Origin of the sequence: Streptomyces cahuitamycinicus (assembly GCF_002891435.1) — a bacterium.
Taxonomy (GTDB): Bacteria; Actinomycetota; Actinomycetes; order Streptomycetales; family Streptomycetaceae; genus Streptomyces; species Streptomyces cahuitamycinicus.
Map to the genome: position 1 here is coordinate 22,194 of NZ_POUC01000022.1, position 18,487 is coordinate 40,680.

The following is an 18,487-nucleotide window of genomic DNA, read 5'->3' on the forward strand; positions in this document are numbered from 1 at the left end:
TCAGCGAAAGTGGTGGGTGGTTCCAGGCCAGGGTAGCGGCTCGGGGATACTGGACCCCATGGCTTACGACGATCTTCGCTCCCTGCTCAGGGCGCTGGAGCGCGAGGGCGACCTCAAGCGCATCAAGGCCGAGGTGGACCCGTACCTGGAGGTCGGGGAGATCGTCGACCGGGTGCAGAAGTCCGGCGGCCCCGCCCTGCTCTTCGAGAACGTGCGCGGGTCGAGCATGCCGCTCGCGATGAACGTGTTCGGCACGGACCGGCGGCTGTTGAAGGCGCTGGGCCTCAAGTCGTACGCCGAGATCTCCGAGCGGATCGGCGGGCTGCTGAAGCCCGAGCTGCCGCACGGCTTCGTCGGCGTCCGGGAGGCCTTCGGCAAGCTCGGTGCGATGACCCACGTGCCGCCGAAGAAGGTGAAGGACGGCCCCGTGCAGGAGGTCGTGCTCACCGGGGACGACGTCGACCTCGACCAGCTGCCCGCCCTCTTCACCTGGCCGAAGGACGGCGGGTCGTTCTTCAATCTGGGGCTGACACACACCAAGGACCCGGAGAGCGGCGTACGCAACCTCGGGCTGTACCGGCTCCAGCGGCACGACAAGCGCACCATCGGCATGCACTGGCAGATCCACAAGGACAGCCGGAACCACTACCAGGTGGCCGCGCGCAGGGGCGAGCGGCTGCCCGTCGCGATCGCCTTCGGGTGCCCGCCCGCCGTGACGTACGCCTCCACCGCGCCGCTGCCCGGCGACATCGACGAGTATCTGTTCGCCGGGTTCCTCGCGGGCAAGCGGATCGAGATGGTCGACTGCAAGACCGTGCCGCTCCAGGTGCCGGCGCAGGCCGAGGTCGTGATCGAGGGCTGGCTGGAGCCGGGCGAGATGCTGCCCGAGGGTCCGTTCGGCGACCACACCGGCTTCTACACGCCGCAGGAGCCCTTCCCGGCGCTGAAGATCGACTGCGTGACGATGCGGAAGCGGCCGCTGCTCCAGTCGATCGTCGTGGGCCGCCCGCCGACGGAGGACGGGCCGCTGGGCCGGGCGACGGAACGCTTCTTCCTGCCGCTGCTGAAGATCATCGTGCCGGACATCGTCGACTACCACCTGCCGGAGGCGGGCGGCTTCCACAACTGCGCGATCGTCTCGATCGACAAGAAGTACCCGAAGCACGCCCAGAAGGTGATGCACGCCGTCTGGGGCGCCCACATGATGTCCCTGACCAAGCTGATCGTGGTCGTCGACTCCGACTGTGACGTGCATGATCTGCACGAGGTCGCCTGGCGGGCGCTGGGCAACACGGACTACGCCCGCGACCTGTCGGTCGTCGAGGGCCCCGTCGACCACCTCGACCACGCCTCGTACCAGCAGTTCTGGGGAGGCAAGGCCGGGATCGACGCGACGAAGAAGTGGCCCGAGGAGGGCTACACCCGCGACGGCGGCTGGCCGGACATGGTGGAGTCGGACCCGGAGACGGCCGCGAAGGTGGACCGCCGCTGGAAGGAGTACGGCCTGTGAGTTCCGCTTCCGCCGCGATCCCGCAGCCGGGACGCACCAAGGCCTTCCTGCGGCTGGTGATGATCGAGCACTCGGTCTTCGCGCTGCCCTTCGCCTACATCGCCGCGCTCACGGCGATGTTCCAGTGGGACAAGAACATCCACTGGGGCAAGCTGCTGCTGGTCACCGTCTGCATGGTGGGCCTGCGTACGTTCGCCATGGCCGTCAACCGGATCATCGACCGGGAGATCGACGCCCGTAACCCGCGCACGGCGCAGCGCGAACTGGTGACGGGCGCGATGTCGGTGAAGCACGCCTGGACGGGTGCGCTCATCGCCCTCGTCGTCTTCCTCGGCGCGGCGGCCCTGCTCAACCCGCTGTGCCTGGCGCTGGCCCCCATCGCGGTGATCCCGATGGTGGTCTATCCGTACGGCAAGCGGTTCACGAACTTCCCGCAGGCCATCCTCGGCCTCGCCCAGGCCATGGGCCCGGTCGGCGGCTGGCTGGCGATCTCGGGGGAGTGGTCCTGGGACGCGGTGATCCTCGGTCTCGCCGTCGGGATCTGGATCGGCGGCTTCGACCTGATCTACGCCTGCCAGGACGTGGAGACCGACCGTGAGATCGGCGTCATGTCCGTCCCGGCGCGCTTCGGCATCCCGGCGGCCGTGTGGGGCGCCCGGGTCTGCCACGCCCTCACGACGGCCCTCTTCGTCTGGTACGGCCTCGCCACCGGCGCGGGCGCCTTCTTCTGGCTGGGCCTGCTCATCGTCGCCGGGGCGTTCCTCTACGAGCACTCGATCGTCCGCCCGCACGATCTCTCCCGGGTGAACCGCGCGTTCTTCAGCGTCAACGGCTTCATCGGGATCGCCCTGTTCGTGTGCGCGTTGCTGGATCTGCTGGTGCGCGGCCTCACCGTGTGAGCGCGGGCGGCGCCGCCGGGTCGCGGCGGAACACGAACGCCGCCGCGACACCCGCCAGCAGGCCCAGCAGATGGCCCTGCCAGCTGACGCCCGTCTGGGTCGGGGCCAGACCCGCCAGGATCGAGCCGCCCCAGATCGCGGCGACCAGGACGCCCGCCAGGACGCCCAGGGGGCGGCGCTCGACGAAGCCGCTGACCAGGAGGAATCCGAAGAGGCCGAAGATCACGCCGGAGGCGCCCGCGGTGTTGGTGCGGTCCGGGGCTATGAGCCAGACGCCCAGGCCGTCGACGACGATGATCAGCGCGCAGACGAGCAGGAACCGGCGCAGGCCCGCGAGCGCGGCGAGAAAACCGAGGACCAGCAGCGGCACGGTGTTCGCCGCCAGATGGGCGAAGCCGAAGTGGATGAAGGACGAGGGGACGACATCGACCAGCTCGGAAGGGTCGCGGGGGGTGACGCCGAAGCCGTCCAGCGCGTGGCCCGTGGCCACGTCGACCACTTCCAGCAGCCACAGCAGCGCGACCCAGGCGAGCATCAGCTTGCCCGCGGCCAGCGCACGATCGCTCGTCGACCACCCGGCTCCGGAACCTGACATGGCGACCCCCAGTGCTCGCTCGTCCCCTTCGTGCAACGGCCCGCACCCCTTGGCCGGTTCCCACCCTGCGGCGCCGGATAGGCTCGGTGTTGTGAACCCAGTCAAGCCAGGCGAGATGCCGCGTACGCCTTGGATCGTAGGGGTGTCCGGGGCCTCCGGCACCCCGTATGCCGCTGCCGTGCTGCGGGCCCTCCTCGCCGCCGGAGAGAGCGTCGATCTTGTGGTGTCCCGGGCCTCCCGGCTGACCCTGCTGGACGAGACCGGGATCTCCTTCCGGGACGCCCACTGGCAGGCCGACCTGCGGGAATGGCTGTCCCGGGGCGCGGACGGCAAGCCGGACACCTTCTCCGTCGACATCGGCGCCGTACGACACTGGAGCGCCGGCGACCTGGCCGCCGGGCCCTCCTCGGGGTCGTATCCCACCAAGGGCATGCTCATCGTGCCCGCCTCGACGGCGAGCGTGGCCGGGGTCGCGCTCGGCCTGTCGAAGGACCTGCTCCAGCGGGCGGCGAGCGTGACCCTCAAGGAGGGACGCAAGCTGATCGTGGCCGTGCGTGAGACCCCGCTGAACGGCCAGACCCTGCGGCACCTGGTCACCCTCGACGACGCGGGCGCCACCGTCGTGCCCGCCTCACCCGCCTTCTACGCGGGCGCGACGCACATCCAGGACCTGGTGGACTTCGTCGCCGGACGCGTACTCGACGCGGCGGGCGTGCCGCACCGGCTCTACCGCCGTTGGCAAGGTGAACTCGGCGGCGGTGCGCACCGCGACGGCTGAGAGCACACCCGAACCTCATCGGACACAACGACAACTTCAGCGGAAGGCTTCGATCGCAATGGACGCGGTGGACAGGCAGCTCATCCAGGCCCTGAGGGAGAACGGCCGGGCCTCCTACGCGGAGCTGGGACGCCTCGTCGGACTGTCGGGACCCAGTGTCACCGACCGCATCAACCGGCTGGAGGCCGCCGGAGTCATCACCGGCTACCGGGCCACCGTCGACGCCGCCTCGCTCGGCCTCGGCGTCACCGCCCTGATCGGCATCTCACTCTCCGACGCAACCGACCACGAGGACGTGGCACAGCGCCTCAAGGATCTCTCGGAGATCGAGGACTGCTGGTTCATCGCGGGCGAGGACTCGTACATGCTCAAGGTGCGGGCGGCGGACGTGGACGGCCTGGAGAAGATGATCCGGCGGCTCAGCGGTATCGAGGGCGTGTCCCGCACGCGTACGACGATCGTGCTCTCCACGAAGTGGGAGAACCGGGTCGGGGAGCTGCCCGAGGAGGAGTAGCGGCGTGGTCGTACGGTGGGGGACGTCTTCGGAGAAAGGTGTGGGCATGGATCTCGGGCTCAAGCGCGAGCTGGAGGAGAAGGTCAGGGCGGGTGTCCGTCTGAGCCGTGAGGACGGCATCGCGCTGTACGAGTCGGACGACCTGGCCTGGCTCGGCGGCCTGGCGCACGAGGTGCGCACCCGCAAGAACGGCGATGTCGTGCACTTCAACGTCAACCGCCACCTCAACATGACGAACGTGTGCACCGCCTCGTGTGCGTACTGCTCCTTCCAGCGCAAGCCGGGGGAGAAGGACGCGTACACGATGCGCATCGAGGAGGCGGTCAAGCTCGCCAAGGCGATGGAGGGCGAGAACCTCACCGAGCTGCACATCGTCAACGGGCTGCACCCGAACCTGCCGTGGCGGTACTACCCGCGGTCGCTGCGCGAGCTGAAGGCGGCGCTGCCGGAGGTCTCCCTGAAGGCGTTCACGGCGACGGAGATCCACCACTTCGAGACCATCTCGGGGATGAGCGCGTCGGAGATCCTCGACGAGCTCATCGACGCCGGTCTCGAGTCCCTCACCGGTGGTGGCGCCGAGATCTTCGACTGGGAGGTCCGGCAGCACATCGTGGACCACCGGACCCACTGGGAGGACTGGTCCCGGATCCACCGGCTCGCGCACGAGAAGGGTCTGAAGACCCCGAGCACGATGCTGTACGGGCACATCGAGGAGCCCCGTCACCGGGTGGACCACGTGCTGCGGCTGCGTGAGCTGCAGGACGAGACCGGCGGCTTCCAGGTCTTCATTCCGCTGCGGTACCAGCACGACTTCGTCGACATGCAGGACGGCAAGGTGCGCAATCGCCTCCAGGCGCGGACGCAGATGGCGACCGGTGCCGAGGCGTTGAAGACCTTCGCGGTGTCGCGGCTGCTGTTCGACAACGTGCCGCATGTGAAGGTGTTCTGGGTGATGCACGGGGTGCAGACGGCGCAGCTCGCGCTTCAGCACGGCGCGGACGACATGGACGGGTCCGTCGTCGAGTACAAGATCACACATGACGCGGACAACTACGGGACGCCGAACAAGCTGACGCGTGAGGATCTGCTCGATCTGATCCGTGATGCCGGGTTCCGGCCGGTGGAGCGGAACACGCGGTACGAGATCATCCGTGAGTACGAGGGGCCTGACCCGGAGCGTCGCGAGTCGCCTCAGCCGATGCGGGTGTGATCGCCTCTTCAGGTGCGTGGGGGGTTGCTCGCGCCCACGCGGCGGAGCCGCATGTCGATGGGGTCCCGCGCCCCTGAGGGGGTACCCGGAGGGCATGGTCAGGACCTCGGCGCCTGAGGACGCCTACACCGCTGAGCCCTTCTTGCCCGAGCGGGGTGGTCTTCCCGCCCTGCGGAAGGCCGCTGCCGAATGCCGGGGATGTCCGTTGCACCGGGACGCCACCCAGACCGTGTTCGGTGCCGGGAGCCAGGACGCCCGGGTCATGCTCGTGGGGGAGCAGCCCGGGGACCAGGAGGACCGGCAGGGCAAGCCCTTCGTCGGGCCCGCCGGGAAGCTGCTGGACCGGGCCTTGGAGGAGGCCGGCATCGATCCCTCCGAGGCCTACGTCACCAATGCCGTGAAGCACTTCAAGTTCACGCGGGCCGAGCCCCGCAAGCGGCGGATCCACAAGGCTCCGAACCTGCGGGAGATGACGGCGTGCGGGCCCTGGCTGGCCGCGGAGCTCTCGGTCGTGGAGCCGGAGCTGATCGTCGTGCTGGGGGCCACCGCCGGGAAGGCGCTGCTCGGGTCCTCGTTCCGGGTCACGCAGGTGCGCGGGACGGTGCTGGAGGAGGATGTCCACGGGCGGCCGGAGCGGCTGGTGCCGACCGTGCACCCGTCCTCGGTGCTGCGGTCCGACGACCGGGAGGCGGCGTACCGGGGGCTGGTGTCGGACCTGCACGTGGCGGCCGACGCACTGTCGTAATGGCTACAATCCTTCCATGCCCCTTACCTATACGCTCGGTCCCGCCGTCACCCCCGAGCTGCGGGACGGCCTGCTCGACCTGTGGACCGATGTCTCCAACGCCGGAGGAGCGGTCGGGTTCGTGCCGCCCGTGACGCGCGAGGAGATCCGCCCCGTGCTGGTGCAGCACTTCGCGTCGATGGCGGACGGCCGGGCCAAGCTCCTCGTCGGACACGACGAGGCGGGGCAGGTCGCGGCGACCGCGTTCCTGACCTTCAACACGCACCACCTGATGACGCACTGGCTGTGGCTGTACACGGTGATGGTGCACCCGCGGCACCAGGGCAAGGGGTACGGCCGCGAGCTGCTCGCCGCCGCCGCGGACGCCGCCCGGGCGATGGACGGGATCGAGGCGATCCGGTTGACCTGCCGGGGCGGACTCGGTCTCGAGCGGTTCTACGAGTCCTGCGGCTACAAGGAGGTCGGGCGCATCCCCGGCGCGATCCGGGTGGCGCCGGGGGACGACCGCGAGGACGTCATCATGCTGCGCTCCCCGGCCTGACCCCCCTGCAAGATCGGCCGCCCGGCGTGCTTCACTGGACGGTGCCCCTTTGGGTGCGTTCCGACCGTTCGAACCGGAAGAGTGGATTGAGATGCTCCGCTACACGCTGATGCGCCTCGGAATCTTCGTGGGCTGCCTCGTGGTCGTCTGGGGCGCCGTCTACTCCGGTATCGCCCCGCGTGGGCTCGGCAGCAGCAACGGGCTGTGGGTCGTGCTGCTCGCCCTGCTCATCTCCGCGCCGATCAGCTTCGTGGTGCTGCGCAAGGAGCGGGACCGGGCGTCCGTGCAGGTCGCGCAGCGGGTGGACCGGATGAAGGCCAACCTGGACGCGAACCGCAGCCAGGAGGACGGGGCCGACGACACCGCCCGCGCCCAGGGACAGGCCTCGTAAGGCCCCTCACACACGTTCCAGCGCCTCGTTTCCGTACATGCTCGGAAACGGGGCGCTTTGCGTTGTATGGGTGTGTGTGGGTCGTCACCTATCAAAGCCAGGCTTTGAGGTCCCCAAAGTTCAGGTGTTAAGGTCGTTGTATGAAGTCAGCAGTCGCGCCCCCCTCGCCTCTGAGCGTTCCGCTCGTGGCGCGGCTGCACGTGGATCTCTGTCGGTGCGCGTCCGCTTTCTGTCGTCCCTGACGTAGCGCAACCCCCTCCGCCGTCTCCCACGTCAGTTCCCCCAACGCGTCCCCCCAACGGAGTCAGTCCGTGTCCTCATACACGAAGTCCTTCAAGGTGCCCTTCTGGGCCCAGATACTCGCCGGTCTCGTCCTGGGTGTGCTGCTCGGCTGGCTCGCGCGCGACCAGGACCTGTCCTGGCTGGTCACCACCCTGGAGAAGGTCGGCGACACCTTCATCGGGCTGTTGAAGCTCGCGGTCGCCCCGCTCGTCTTCTTCGCGATCCTGGTCTCGATCACCAATCTGCGGAAGGTCAACAACGCGGCCCGCCTGGCCTCGCGCACCCTCCTCTGGTTCATGATCACCTCGCTGATCGCGGTGAGCATCGGCCTGATCATCGGTCTGGTCACCAACCCGGGCGCCGGTACCGGCCTCACGCCGAAGGACGGCGGGAAGCCCGAGAGCACCGGTTCCTGGATCGACTTCCTGACCGGAATCGTCCCGACCGACGTCATCACGCCGTTCACCGAGCTGAACGTGCTGCAGATCGTCTTCATGGCAGCCGTCGCCGGTATCGCCGCGCTCCAGCTCGGCGAGAAGGCCCAGCCGATCCTCACCCTGAGCGAGTCCGTGCTCAGCCTGCTCCAGAAGGCGCTGTGGTGGGTCATCCGGCTCGCCCCGATCGGCACGATCGGCCTCATCGGCCACGCCATCGCCACCTACGGATGGGACCTGATCGGCAAGTACGCGACGTTCACCGCCGACATCTACGTCGGCTGCCTCATCGTGATGTTCGGCGTCTACCCGACGCTGCTCGCGACCGTCGCCAAGGTCAACCCGGTCCAGTTCTTCAAGGGCGCCTGGCCCGCGATCCAGCTGGCGTTCGTCTCCCGCTCCTCCGTCGGCACCATGCCGCTGACGCAGAAGGTCACCGAGCGGCTGGGCGTGCCGAAGGAGTACGCGTCCTTCGCGGTGCCGTTCGGCGCGACGACCAAGATGGACGGCTGCGCCGCGATCTACCCGGCGATCGCCGCGATCTTCGTCGCCCAGATCTTCGACATCCAGCTGGGCGTCGGCGACTACCTGCTGATCGCGTTCGTCTCCGTGGTCGGCTCCGCCGCCACGGCCGGCCTCACCGGCGCGACGGTCATGCTGACCCTCACCCTGTCCACCCTCGGCCTGCCGATGGAGGGCGTGGGCCTGCTCCTCGCGATCGACCCGATCCTGGACATGATCCGCACCGCGACCAACGTCGCCGGGCAGGCGCTGATCCCGGTGCTGGTCTCCGCCCGCGAGAACCTGCTCGACCGCGACGCGTACGCCACGGCCGACGGCTCCTCCCTGGACGAGCCGCTCGACGAGGAGCCGCGCGACAGGGCCGAGCCGGTCCCCGCGACCGCCTGACCGGCCGGACGGGCCGCACGAGTCGACGGGCCCCCTGGGCGGTCCTTCCCCGGCTTCCGGGGCGAGGGCCCTCCAGGGGGCCCGTACGCTAAGCGGTATGGGTGCCGTGAAGACCAAGCGGATGCCGCGCGCGGTCCGTGAACAGCAGATGCTGGACGCCGCCGTGCAGATTTTCGGCCAACGGGGCTACATGGCCGCGTCGATGGACGAGATCGCCGAACTGGCCGGTGTGTCCAAGCCGTTGGTGTACCTGTACCTCAACTCCAAGGAAGACCTCTTCACCGCCTGCATCCGCCGGGAGGCGGGGGCCCTCGTCGAAGCGGTACGGGCCGGGGTCCGCCGTGACCTGCCGGCCGACCGGCAACTCTGGGAAGGCCTCGGCGCCTTCTTCACGCACACCGGCGAGAACCCGGACGCGTGGTCGGTCCTGCATCTCCAGGCACGTACCCACGGCGAGCCGTTCGCCGCCGAGGTCACCGCCATGCGCGAGGAGATCGTCGCGTTCGTGACCCAGCTGATCCTCGCCGGGGCCCGCGAGGCCCTCCCCCAAGCTCTCGGCTGCGCTCGAGCAGGGAGGTACCCCCATGACCCCGACCAGCCCGAGCGCGAGGTGGCCGGGCTCGCCGAGGCCCTGGTCGGCGCCGCCGAGTCGCTCGCCGCCTGGGCCAACGCCACCCCGGGCGTCACCGCCCGCCAGGCCGCGGCCACCCTGATGAACTTCGCCTGGGCGGGGCTCGGCGACCTCATGGCCGGGCGGCCCTGGGCGCCCCCAGAGGAGCCGACGGGCCCTCACGCCGGGTAGACGTCCCCCGTCACATGGATCCGGTCCTCGCGGCCACGCAGTTCGAACCGGCCGTCCCGCGCCGCGTACGTCACCGTCCCGGGCAGCAGGACCGGTGCCCTGAACTCCGCCCGGAGATGGCAGCACTCCGTGACGCCGTGCGCGGCCAGGCAGCGGGCCACGGTCCACATGCCGTGGGCGATGGCCCGGGGGAAGCCGAACAGCCGGGCCGTGAGCGGGTGCAGGTGGATCGGGTTGCGGTCCCCGGACGCGGCCCCGTAGCGCCGGCCGACGTCCCCGGCGAGCCGCCACTCGGCGACGGAGGGCAGCGGCTCGCGTACCCCGGCCTCCCGGGGAGCGGCGGTCAGCCGGTGCGTGCGGTGCCGGGCCAGGTACGTGCTCCTCGACTCCCACACGAGCTCCCCGCCGCCGCGCACCTCGGTGACGACCATCGCCTCCGTGCCGCGCCGGTGCGGGACCAACCCCTCGACGTGCACGGAGAGTTCGTACGCGCCGCTCGCCGGCATCCGGGCGTGCCGCGTGACGGTGATCGACGTGTGGACGAGACCGAGCAGCGGCAGCGGGAAGTCCCGGCCGCTCATCAGCCGCATGGCCAGGGGAAACCCGAGCACGTGCGGATACGTCACCGGCAGCGCGTCCTCCCCGGTGGGGAACCCGCAGACCCGCTCGTACGCCGCGAGCCGCACGAGGTCGACGCGCAGGCCGGGCAGGACGAGCCGGGTGCGGGGGAACTCCACGTCGGAACGGGGGCGTTTGAAGGGGGAGAGCAGGGCGCCGCGGGCCAGGAGCGGGGCGAGGGCGGGAGGCCCGGTGAGCACGAGGGCGGTGGAGTCGGCCATCACGCCCCCAGCAGGCTCTGGCCGCAGACGCGGACGACCTGGCCGTTGACCGCGCCCGAGGCCGGGTGGGCCAGCCAGGCGGTGGTCTCGGCGACATCGACCGGGAGGCCGGCCTGGGCGAGGGAGTTCATACGGCGGCCGGCCTCGCGGATGAACAGCGGGACGGCGGCCGTCATCTTCGTCTCGATGAAGCCGGGCGCGACCGCGTTGACCGTCACGCCGTGCTCTTCGAGCGCGCGCGGCGCGAGGGAGCGGACCAGGCCGACGACGCCCGCCTTGCTCGCGGCGTAGTTGGTCTGGCCGGCGTTGCCGGCGATCCCCGCGATGGAGGCGGTGGCGACGATCCGGCCGCCGCGCTTCAGCGTCCCGTCCTTCAGCAGGGCGTCCGTGGTGCGCAGCACGCTCGCCAGGTTCACCTCGAGGACGGAGATCCAGCGTTCGGCCGACATGTTCACCAGACGCCGGTCGCGCGTGATGCCCGCGTTGTGGATCAGCAGGTCCAGGCCGCCGGGTAGGGCCTCGGCGATCCGCGCGCCCGCGTCGGCGGCCGTCATGTCGAGCAGCAGCGCGGTGCCGCCGAGCCGGTCGGCGACGCGCCGGGCGTCCTGCCCGGCCTGCGGCACATCGAGCACCACGACCCGGGCGCCGTCCCGGGCGAGGGTCTCGGCGACCGCCTCGCCGATGCCGCGGGCGGCGCCGGTGACGAGAGCCGTGCGGCCGGCCAGGGGGCGGCCCTCGTGGGGAGGAGTCGTCTCCTGGGGGGCTCCCACCTCGATGACCTGCCCGCTGACGTATGCCGATCTGGGCGACAGCAGGAAACGGAGCGTGGACTCCGCGGCGGCGGCGTCCGTGAGCCGGACCAGGTTCACCGTCCTGCCCCGGCCGATCTCCTTGCCGAGGGAGCGCGTGAAGCCCTCCAGAGCCTGCTGCGCCGCGGCCTGGTGGTGGTCGGCGGAGTCGAGGGGCGCGCCGAGCACCACCACGCGCCCGCTCGGAGCGACCGACCGCAGGACGGGATGCAGGGCGGCGTGCACCTCCGCCAGGGCCTCCACGTCCCGCACTCCGGTCGCGTCCAGGACGACGGCGGCCGCGCGGTCGGAGCCGGCCGGGCCGAGGCCCGTGCGGGCCAGGACCGGTGCCAGGCCGAGGGCGGAGCGGCCGGCGGTGAGGTGCAGCAGGCCGCCGTCCAGGACGGGCCGCTCGGGGGACCAGCGGGCCAGCGCCGCGGGCTGCGGCAGCCCCAGCCGGCGAGTGAGGAAGCGGCCGGGCGCGGTACCCGTGAAGCGCAGATAGCGGTCGGCCATGACGACTCCCAGTTCCCGACGACGGCTCGCTGAAAAAGGCTCGCTGGAGCCCCGCTCGTGCTCGGAGCCCCGCTCGTGCGTGAGGCCCCACTCCTGCGTGGTCGACCCCACTCCTGCTTACTCTGGAGTAAGGTTACCGGAGGTAAGGCTACGTCACGGACGAGGAGCAGGTCGAGATGAGCCCCCAGCAACTGTCACAGTCGGTGCGACGCGTGGCGATCGTCGGCGGAGCGCGCATCCCCTTCGCCCGCTCCGACGGCCCCTACGCCACCGCCTCCAACCAGCAGATGCTCACCGCCGCCCTCGACGGCCTCGTCGAGCGCTACGGGCTCCGGGAGCCGGGCGCGGTCGGCGAGTTCGTCGCCGGCGCCGTGCTCAAGCACGCCCGCGACTTCAACCTCGCCCGCGAGACCGTCCTCGGCTCGGAACTCCACCCGAGCACCCCCGCCTACGACGTCCAGCAGGCCTGCGGCACCGGCCTCCAGGCCGTCATCGCCGCCGCCAACAAGATCGCCCTCGGACAGACGGACTCGGCCGTCGCGGGCGGCGCCGACACCGCCAGCGACGCACCCCTGGGCGTCAACGACACCCTGCGCCGCATCCTCCTGGAGGTCCGCCGGGCGAAGTCGCCGGGCGCCCGCCTGAAGGCCCTGGCGAAGGTGCGCCCGGGCCACCTCGTCCCCGACATCCCGCGCAACGCCGAGCCGCGCACCGGCCTGTCCATGGGTGAACACGCAGCCGTCACCGCCCGCGCCTGGGGCATCGCCCGCGCGGCGCAGGACGAACTCGCGGCCACCAGTCACCAGCGGCTGGCGGCGGCGTACGAACGCGGCTTCTTCCAGGACCTGGTCGTCCCCTTCCGCGGCCTGGCCCGCGACCAGAACCTGCGCCCCGGCTCGACGGTGGAGAAACTGGCATCCCTGAAGCCGGTGTTCGGGCTCGACCATCCCGACCCGACCATGACGGCCGGGAACTCCACCCCGCTGACGGACGGCGCCGCCACCGTCCTGCTGGCGAGCGAGGAGTGGGCCCGGGAGCGGGGCCTTGAGCCGCTGGTGTACCTCACGGCGTACGAGACGGCGGCCGTCGACTTCGTGGGCGGCGACGTGGCCGGCGGCGAGGACGGACTGCTCATGGCGCCCGCCCACGCCGTCCCGCACATGCTGGAGCGGGCCGGCCTCGGCCTGGACGACTTCGACCTCGTCGAGATCCACGAGGCGTTCGCCTCCCAGGTGCTGGCGACGCTCGCCGCCTGGGACAAGCGGGGCCTGGGCACGGTGGACCGCGCCCGGCTGAACGTCGTCGGCTCCTCCCTCGCGACCGGCCACCCCTTCGCCGCCACCGGAGCCCGCATCATCGCCACGCTGGCCCGCCTCCTCGCCGAACGGGACGCCCCCGCCCGCGGCCTGATCTCCGTCTGCGCGGCGGGCGGGCAGGGGGTGACGGCGATCCTGGAGCGGACCTGAGCTCGGTGGGAGTACGGAACATGAGGAACCCTCACGTAACCCCCGAGATTGCACAGGCCCGGCTCCGGACCCTCCCCGAATTCGCACAAACCCGCCATGTGAACGCCGTACGATCCCGTTCCTACCGTCAGTAACCCCTTTCGGAGGGTTCAGCCGGTTGAGCGCCTCGGCGTGCGAGGCACGTACGTCATGCAGCAAGCAGTTCTTCGCTGCACGCCCCAGGAGCCGCCCGTGTCCACTGCCTACCCCTCCTCCGCCTATGGCGACGCGTACGGAGGGCCGGTCCTGGTCGAGCCAGAGGTGCGACGGATGGACGGGGCGGTACGGGAGGCCTCCGTACCGCCGCTGGCCCCGCCGTGGACGCACGGGTCGCTCGCCGACCTGCCCTTCGACAACGCGAACACGCACCCGGACGCCGTGGTGCTCAGTCGCAAGGACGCCGACGGGCACTGGCGCGACGTCACGGCGACGCGGTTCGCCGACCAGGTGAGAGCCGTGGCGAAGGGCCTGATCGCCGAGGGCCTGATGCCGGGCGACCGGGTCGCCGTGATGGCCCGCACCATCTACGCGTGGACGGTCCTGGACTTCGCCGCCTGGGCGGCCGGACTGGTCACCGTCCCCGTCTACCCCACCTCCTCCATCTTCCAGGCCCGCTGGATCCTCCAGGACTCCGGAGCGGTCGCCCTGGTCACCGAGACCGCCGCGCAGGCCGCCGCCCTCGGCCCCGAGCGCGAACGCCTGCCCGACCTCAAGCACCTGTGGGTCGTCGAGAAGGGCCACGTGGACCGGCTCACCGAAACCGGTGCGCACCTGCCCGACCAGGAGGTCGAGGTGCGGCGCGGCATGCTCGCCCCCGACACCATCGCCACCCTCGTCTACACCTCGGGCACCACCGGCCGCCCCAAGGGCTGCGCGCTCACCCACGGCAACTTCTTCGCCGAGGTCGACAACGCCATCGAGCTGCTCTACCCCGTCTTCCGGGCGAAGACCAGCGAAGAGGCCTCAGTCCTGCTGTTCCTGCCGATGTCCCACGTCTTCGGCCGCATGGTGGCGGTCGCCTGCATCCGCGCCCGCGTCCGGCTCGGCCACGCCCCCAGCATCAAGGCCGATCGACTGCTCCCCGACCTGGCCGGCTTCCGGCCGACCTGCCTGATCGCCATCCCGTACATGCTGGAGAAGGTCTTCAACTCGGCCCGTGCCAAGGCCGAGGCGGGCGGCCGGGTCTCCTCGTTCGACCGCGCGGCCGGGGTGGCGCAGCGCTACGGAGAGGCCTTGGCGGCCCAGCAGGCGGGCACCGGCCCCGGCCCCTCCCGCGCCCTCAAGACCGCCCGGGCCTTCTACGACCCCCTGGTCTACCGCCGCATCCGCAACGCCATGGGCGGCAGGGTCCGCTACGCCATCTGCGGCGGCTCCCCGCTCGGCAGCCGCCTGGCCGCGTTCTACGCCGGCGCCGGCATCGAGATCTTCGAGGGCTACGGCCTGACCGAGAGCACCGGCGCGAGCACCGTCACCCCGCCCCTGAAACCCCGGCTGGGCACCGTCGGCTGGCCGCTGCCCGGCACCCGCGTCCGTATCGCGGCGGACGGGGAGATCCTCGTCGGCGGTGACCACGTGCTGCGCGGCTACTGGGACCCGCAGGCCGGCGGCGTCGTCCCCGCCGCCCCCGACGGCTGGCTCGCCACCGGCGACCTCGGCGAACTGGACGACGAGGGATACCTGACGATCACCGGCCGCAAGAAGGAGATGCTCATCACCGCGGGCGGCAAGTCCGTCGCCCCGGCACCGCTGGAGAACTGGCTGCGCTCACACCCGCTGATCTCCCAGTGCCTCGTCCTGGGCGACGGCCGCCCCTTCGTCTCGGCGCTGATCACCCTCGACCCGGACGGCATCACGCACTGGCGCCAGATGAACGGCAAACACCCCGTCCCCGCCACGCTCCTCGTCGACGACGAGGAACTGCGCGCCGTCCTCCAGCGCGCCGTCGACGAGGCCAACAAGATGGTCTCCCGCCCGGAGTCCATCCGCCGCTTCGTCATCCTCCCCGAGGACTTCACCGAGGAGGCGGGCCATCTGACCCCGTCGATGAAGCTCCGCCGCGAGGCCGTGCTGCGCGCGTTCGCCACCGAAGTGGAGGGTCTGTACACGCAGTGAGGCACCTTTGCGATCTCTTCACACGTGGTTCTTGACGACGCACGGCGTCTGCCCGTTGGCTTTCGACCACCTCGTCACGATGCTCCCCCATCGGAAGGCACCACCAGTGATAGCGCGCAACCCCCGTCAGGCCGCCGTGCGGCACGTCTCCATGGCCCTGGCGGTCTCCGTGTCGGCCCTGGCCCTCACCGCCTGCGGCGATGGCGGGAGTGACGACACCGCCGTGAAGAAGGGCAACGACATCACGGTGGGTCTGCTGCTGCCCGACCGGGACACGGCACGCTTCGAGAAGTTCGACTACCCGCTGATCCGGGAGGAGGTCGCGTCCCTCACGGAGAACAAGGGCAAGGTCCGCTACGCCAACGCCGAGGCCAGCGTCACCAGACAGAGCGAACAGTTCCAGAAGATGATCGCCGACAAGGTGGACGTCATCCTCGTCGACGCGCTGAACTCCAAGACCATCGCCACGGACGTGCAGAAGGCCAAGGACGCCGGCATCCCGGTCATCGCCTACGACCGGCTCGCCGAGGGCCCGATCGACGCCTACGTCTCCCACGACAACGAACTCGTCGGCCAGGTGCAGGGCCGCGCCATCGTCGGGGAACTCGGCGACAAGGCCGAGAAGAGCAAGGTCGTCATGATGAACGGCGACCCCGGCGACCCGAACACGGCACGGTTCAAGGACGGCGCGCTGAGCGAGCTCCAGGGCCAGGTGAACATCGTCAAGGAGTACGACACCAAGGAGTGGAAGCCCGCGATCGCCAAGGCCAACATGAAGAAGGCGATCCAGTCCGTCGGACTGAACGACATCGCCGCCGTCTACTCGGCCAACGACGGCATGGCGGGCGCCGTCATCGAGGCGATGCGGGAGGCCGGAGCCACGAAGATGCCGCCGGTGACCGGGCAGGACGCCAACCTCGACGCGGTGCAGCGGATCGTGTCCGGCGAGCAGTACATGACCGTCTACAAGTCGTTCCTGTTGGAGGCGACGAACGCCGCGAAGATCGCGGTGGCCAAGGTGCAGGGCCGTTCGATCGAGTTCGCCGCGCTGACCCGGGAGACGGTCGACAGCCCGACGGCGAAGAACATCCCGGCGATGCTGGTGCCGGTGGTGGCCCTCACCAAGGACAACATCAAGGACACGGTGATCACCGACGGTGTGTACACCGTCAAGGACATCTGCACGTCCGAGTACAAGGCGGACTGCGCGGCCATCGGCCTCGACTAGGGCCTGGCGTTTGGATCACGCCGCAGACGCGGGGTCTGGCACGCACATCTGCCGCGTTGTCGTCGGTTGCCGACTCCCCCACGCTCGGCTGCGCTCGCGCGGGAGGGGCCCCCATCGCGTCGACGCCCTCCTCCGCCTTGCAGCTGCACGCACCAGACCCCGCTCACCGGCGCTGAACAGCACCGCCGATTTCCTGCGGCCTGATCCAGACGACAGGCCCTAGCGGACGCGCTCGGTGCCGGCCGCGTGGGCCTTGGGGCTCCGGCCGGCGGAGTGGGTGTCCGCACGGGTCTTGACTTCGCGAGGCCCCCGCGCGACATTCCCCACTCCTTTCGCGTTCTCGTCGGGCTGGAGCGGCCATGACCACTCGTACGGACACCGCAGGAACCGCCGAAGGCCCGTCCCGAAGACGACTGCTGGCCGGGGCCGCCGGCGCCGGCCTCGCGGTCGCCGCGGGCGTCCAACAGGGCGCCCGGGCGGCCGACTTACCCCCGCTCGGCACCTACGACGTCGTCGTCATCGGCTCCGGCGCCGCGGGCATGACCGCCGCGCTGACCGCGGCGCGCCAGGGCCTGAGCTGCGTCGTCGTGGAGAAGGCGCCGACCTTCGGCGGTTCGGCCGCCCGCTCCGGCGCCGGGATCTGGGTCCCCAACAACTCCGTGATCCTCGCGGCCGGGGTCCCGGACACGCCCGCGAAGGCCGCCGCCTACCTCGCCGCGGTCGTCGGCCCGGAGGTCCCCGCCGACCGGCAGCGGGCGTTCCTCACCCACGGCCCGGCGGCCATCTCCTTCGTCATGGCCAACAGCCCGCTCCGGTTCCGCTGGATGGAGGGCTACAGCGACTACTACCCCGAGCTGCCGGGAGGCCTGCCGAACGGCCGCTCCATCGAGCCGGACCAGTTCGACGGCAACCTCCTGGGCGCCGAGTTGGCGCATCTGAACCCGCCGTACATGGACGTCCCCGCCGGCATGGTCGTCTTCAGCGCCGACTACAAGTGGGTCGCCCTGGCCGCCGTGAACGCCCGGGGCGCGGCCGTCGCGGCCCAGTGCCTCGCCCGCGGCGTGAAGGCGGCGACACTCGGCCAGAAACCCCTGACGATGGGCCAGGCGTTGGCGGCGGGCCTGCGGGCGGGTCTGCGATCGGCCGGGGTCCCGGTCTGGCTGAACACGCCCCTGACGGACCTGCACGTCGAGAACGGCACGGTCACGGGAGCCGTCGTCACCCGTGACGGCGCCCCCGGCCTGGTCCGCGCCCGCCGGGGCGTGATCGTCGGCTCGGGCGGCTTCGAACACAACGCGGCGATGCGGAAACGCTTTCAGCGCCAGCCCATCGGAACGGAGTGGACCGTCGGGGCCAAGGAGAACACCGGCGACGGCATCCGGGCGGGGGAGCGGCTGGGCGCGGCGCTCGACCTGATGGAGGACGCGTGGTGGGGCCCGGCGATCCCGATCCCCGGCCGGCCGTACTTCTGCCTCGCCGAACGCACCCTGCCCGGCGGGCTGCTGGTGAACGGCTCGGGCCGGCGCTTCGTCAACGAGGCCGCGCCCTACAGCGACGTCGTGCACACCATGTACGACGTCCACGACACCGACCCGGCCATCCCGTGCTGGCTCGTCGTCGACCAGAACTACCGCAACCGGTACCTCTTCAAGGACGTCCTGCCGACGCTGCCCTTCCCCGACTCCTGGTACGACTCCGGGGCGGCGCACAAGGAGTGGACCCTGGACGCGCTGGCCGCCTCCATCGGCGTCCCCGCAGCGGCCCTGCGCACCAGCGTGAACCGCTTCAACGCCCAGGCACGACAGGGCGAGGACCCCGACTTCCACCGGGGCGACAGCGCCTACGACCACTACTACACCGACCCGTCGGTCCACCCCAACCCCTGCCTG

18 protein-coding genes are annotated in these 18,487 nt (G+C 70.8%); 15 read left to right on the forward strand and 3 right to left on the reverse strand.

The annotated features are described in order from the left end of the window. Nucleotides 1-58 precede the first annotated feature (58 nt). Together C1J00_RS05415 and mqnP are read left to right on the forward strand one after the other, a co-directional pair. Complete coding sequence (locus C1J00_RS05415) at nucleotides 59-1,510, forward strand: menaquinone biosynthesis decarboxylase (protein WP_102907881.1); 1,452 nt, start codon at nucleotides 59-61, stop codon at nucleotides 1,508-1,510. Beyond that, nucleotides 1,507-2,409 (forward strand): menaquinone biosynthesis prenyltransferase MqnP, encoded by a 903-nt coding sequence (gene mqnP / locus C1J00_RS05420; RefSeq protein WP_102907882.1) that lies wholly within the window; start codon nucleotides 1,507-1,509, stop codon nucleotides 2,407-2,409. The genes C1J00_RS05415 and mqnP overlap by 4 nt, the downstream gene beginning before the upstream one ends. On the opposite strand, the gene C1J00_RS05425 is transcribed toward mqnP, so the two are convergent. Beyond that, entirely contained in the window at nucleotides 2,399-3,004 is a 606-nt protein-coding gene (locus C1J00_RS05425) for a rhomboid family intramembrane serine protease (protein WP_102907883.1), read from the reverse strand. The genes mqnP and C1J00_RS05425 overlap by 11 nt on opposite strands. Nucleotides 3,005-3,119: 115 nt before the next feature. On the opposite strand from C1J00_RS05425, the gene C1J00_RS05430 reads away from it, so the two are divergent. The 9 genes from C1J00_RS05430 to C1J00_RS05465 all read left to right on the forward strand — a co-directional run bounded on the left by C1J00_RS05430 (nucleotide 3,120) and on the right by C1J00_RS05465 (nucleotide 9,610). Next, entirely contained in the window at nucleotides 3,120-3,782 is a 663-nt protein-coding gene (locus tag C1J00_RS05430; protein WP_062928462.1) for a UbiX family flavin prenyltransferase, read from the forward strand. Nucleotides 3,783-3,840: 58 nt separating this feature from the next. Further along, entirely contained in the window at nucleotides 3,841-4,296 is a 456-nt protein-coding gene (locus tag C1J00_RS05435) for an Lrp/AsnC family transcriptional regulator (RefSeq protein WP_031141000.1), read from the forward strand. 46 nt (nucleotides 4,297-4,342) lie between these two features. Beyond that, a complete protein-coding gene (gene mqnE, locus C1J00_RS05440; RefSeq protein WP_102907884.1) occupies nucleotides 4,343-5,506 on the forward strand; it encodes an aminofutalosine synthase MqnE in 1,164 nt (387 codons plus the stop codon). Between the two features lie 94 nt (nucleotides 5,507-5,600). Next, complete coding sequence (locus tag C1J00_RS05445) at nucleotides 5,601-6,251, forward strand: UdgX family uracil-DNA binding protein (protein ID WP_102907885.1); 651 nt, start codon at nucleotides 5,601-5,603, stop codon at nucleotides 6,249-6,251. 16 nt (nucleotides 6,252-6,267) lie between these two features. After that, nucleotides 6,268-6,792: a GNAT family N-acetyltransferase gene (locus C1J00_RS05450; protein WP_102907886.1), complete on the forward strand. Its 525-nt coding sequence runs from the start codon at nucleotides 6,268-6,270 to the stop codon at nucleotides 6,790-6,792. Between the two features lie 91 nt (nucleotides 6,793-6,883). Beyond that, nucleotides 6,884-7,183, forward strand: coding sequence for a DUF4229 domain-containing protein (locus tag C1J00_RS05455; RefSeq protein WP_102907887.1), 300 nt, complete (start codon nucleotides 6,884-6,886; stop codon nucleotides 7,181-7,183). Between the two features lie 140 nt (nucleotides 7,184-7,323). Beyond that, entirely contained in the window at nucleotides 7,324-7,425 is a 102-nt protein-coding gene (locus C1J00_RS47855; protein ID WP_342751661.1) for a putative leader peptide, read from the forward strand. A 69-nt stretch (nucleotides 7,426-7,494) separates the two neighbouring features. Then, the gene (locus C1J00_RS05460) at nucleotides 7,495-8,808 is read left to right on the forward strand and encodes a dicarboxylate/amino acid:cation symporter (protein WP_102907888.1); all 1,314 of its coding nucleotides are present in this window, start codon (nucleotides 7,495-7,497) and stop codon (nucleotides 8,806-8,808) included. A gap of 97 nt (nucleotides 8,809-8,905) precedes the next feature. After that, entirely contained in the window at nucleotides 8,906-9,610 is a 705-nt protein-coding gene (locus tag C1J00_RS05465; protein ID WP_102907889.1) for a TetR/AcrR family transcriptional regulator, read from the forward strand. On the opposite strand, the gene C1J00_RS05470 is transcribed toward C1J00_RS05465, so the two are convergent. Beyond that, complete coding sequence (locus tag C1J00_RS05470) at nucleotides 9,598-10,449, reverse strand: MaoC family dehydratase (protein WP_102907890.1); 852 nt, start codon at nucleotides 10,447-10,449, stop codon at nucleotides 9,598-9,600. The genes C1J00_RS05465 and C1J00_RS05470 overlap by 13 nt on opposite strands. Beyond that, complete coding sequence (locus C1J00_RS05475; RefSeq protein ID WP_102907891.1) at nucleotides 10,449-11,753, reverse strand: 3-oxoacyl-ACP reductase; 1,305 nt, start codon at nucleotides 11,751-11,753, stop codon at nucleotides 10,449-10,451. Before C1J00_RS05475 ends, C1J00_RS05470 begins: the two co-directional genes overlap by 1 nt. 176 nt (nucleotides 11,754-11,929) lie before the next feature. On the opposite strand from C1J00_RS05475, the gene C1J00_RS05480 reads away from it, so the two are divergent. From C1J00_RS05480 to C1J00_RS05495, 4 genes are all read left to right on the forward strand, one after another. Then, nucleotides 11,930-13,219, forward strand: a complete 1,290-nt coding sequence (locus C1J00_RS05480) for an acetyl-CoA C-acetyltransferase (protein ID WP_102907892.1) — start codon at nucleotides 11,930-11,932, stop codon at nucleotides 13,217-13,219. 231 nt (nucleotides 13,220-13,450) lie between these two features. After that, nucleotides 13,451-15,370, forward strand: coding sequence for an AMP-dependent synthetase/ligase (locus C1J00_RS05485; RefSeq protein WP_180989422.1), 1,920 nt, complete (start codon nucleotides 13,451-13,453; stop codon nucleotides 15,368-15,370). A 151-nt stretch (nucleotides 15,371-15,521) separates the two neighbouring features. Beyond that, nucleotides 15,522-16,598 (forward strand): sugar ABC transporter substrate-binding protein, encoded by a 1,077-nt coding sequence (locus C1J00_RS05490; RefSeq protein ID WP_180989423.1) that lies wholly within the window; start codon nucleotides 15,522-15,524, stop codon nucleotides 16,596-16,598. A gap of 359 nt (nucleotides 16,599-16,957) precedes the next feature. Beyond that, nucleotides 16,958-18,487 (forward strand): FAD-dependent oxidoreductase (locus tag C1J00_RS05495; RefSeq protein ID WP_102907894.1); only part of this gene is annotated, 1,530 nt, incomplete at its 3' end.